Annotated in this window: 1 protein-coding gene; it reads left to right on the top strand. The window is 35.7% G+C overall.

Annotated elements, in window-relative coordinates; all coding sequences use genetic code 11:
* Positions 1-207: 207 nt before the first annotated feature.
* Positions 208-1,896, top strand: a complete 1,689-nt coding sequence (locus ACW2QF_RS19845) for a colicin D domain-containing protein (RefSeq protein ID WP_455717746.1) — start codon at positions 208-210, stop codon at positions 1,894-1,896.
* Positions 1,897-2,018 lie beyond the last annotated feature (122 nt).

Here is a 2,018-nt window from a genome sequence, read left to right on the forward strand (position 1 = left end):
TAAAGCAAAAACAATCTTTAGTAAAACAATCTTTGGTAGTATGGACGTCAAATCATAAAGAAGATTATGCAAGATGTGAAAAAGGTGATTGCTACTACTATGATGTAGAAGCAGATCGCTTAATGAAGTTAAAGTTTATCAAAACAGAAGAGGAAGGGTAATTTCAAAATACATAAAGACTACAACAAATAAAAAGGAGTAGATTTTATGGCAACGATTGCGTTATACTCGAATCAAATAGCGCAGATGTCTGGGAAGCTTGGTGAGGTAAAACAAACAGTTAATGATTACAAATCGGAATTATTTTCATTAAAATCAAAGACATTGGCGATCAAGCAATCAATATGTAATATGGAGGATGTTATAAGCTCCATACAGGCATCTACAAGTGTACAAGAAGAGAAAGCTGACTCTCTAGAACAGTTTAGAGGAAGCAGCGAACAGTTTATAGAGGATACCTATCGCATTGACGGCAATGTAGCGGATCTTGTGAATAAGCGAAAAGATGATTTCTACGATCAATACAAGTACTTAAAACCAGAGTGTGAAAAGAATGGTTGGGAAAAGTTCAAAGATGGCTGCAAGAAAGTCGGAGAATGGTGTAAAGAACATTGGAAAATTATAGTCACTGTTGTTCTAGTGATTGCAGCAATTGTGTTAATTGTGCTGACAGCAGGATTGACATTAGGACCTATTCTTACGATATTAGTTGCAGCTGCAAAAGGGCTAGTAGCGGGAGCAGCTTTCGGCGGTCTAATAGGTGGTTTATCCAGTGTAGCCGCAGGAGGCTCTTTCTTTGAAGGTTTTGAAGAAGGAGCATTCTCAGGAGCATTGATAGGGGCATTGTTTGGAGGGATTGGTGGCATAGGACAAGTGCTTGGAAATTCATGTAAAGTGCTGAAACACCTTGGTAAAATAGCAGAGATAATTCCAACAGTTTCAAAAATATCGGGTGGAATATCACTTGGAATGGCGAGTTTTGATTTACTATCTTTAGGTGTTAGCCTTCTTGATCCTAAAAGTCCTTTAGTACAGTTTAATAAAAAGCTTCATTCAAGTAAGCTATACAATGGTTTCCAAATAACTATAAGTGCATTGGCTGTGTTTACTGCTGGTTTTACTAAGGGAATGAAGAATCCAGTGTGTTTTGTCGCAGGAACGATGGTATTAACCGTGATGGGATTGAAAGCGATTGAAACCATTCAAGTAGGAGATCAAGTAATAGCAACGAATCCAGAAACATTCCTGACAGAAGCAAAAAAAGTAGTTGAAACATACATAAATAAGACAACATGTATCGTAAAGATCATCATTCAGAATGAAGAGATATACACAACAATGAATCATTCATTTTATGTGAAAGGACAAGGATTTGTAGCAGCCTGTAAACTTTCAATGGGCGCTGAGATTATGAATGCATCCGGTGGTAGTTACCCAGTAGAATGTGTTGAACTGGAAGAAAAACAAGAAATCGTGTATAATTTCCAAGTAGAAGATTATCATACGTATTATGTAGGGGAAAATAGTATACTGGTACATAATGATTGTCCGGAGGATAAAGCTCCTACTGAGGGTGGCTCTGATACTGAGTTACCAAGGACTGAATATACTACGTCTAAATTACAGCATGAATATAAGCATGCAGGTGATTTTGATATTGAAGGTAATTGGAATGGAAATAACGCTAAGGCATATCAAGAAGCAATTCAGAATCACATTGATGCAGCACCAGAAGTTTTTAAGTCTACATATAGGGGACAAGATGTTTATGTTTATTTGAATCAGGAAACTTCTATAGGAGCATATGTTGATATGAATGGAAATTATATAGGTGGGTGGAAGTTTAACTCTAATCAAATAAATTATCACTTAACAAATGGTATAAAGATAAAATAGGAGGACTATAATGGGAAGTTTTATTAATGTTGGAATTGTATACTCTGACAGAAATGTTTTTAAGATAAATGATGATTTGAATTCTTTAATAAAATATTTATCACAGTTTTGCGATAGAATAC

The sequence above is a fragment of the Anaerosporobacter sp. genome (assembly GCF_965301125.1).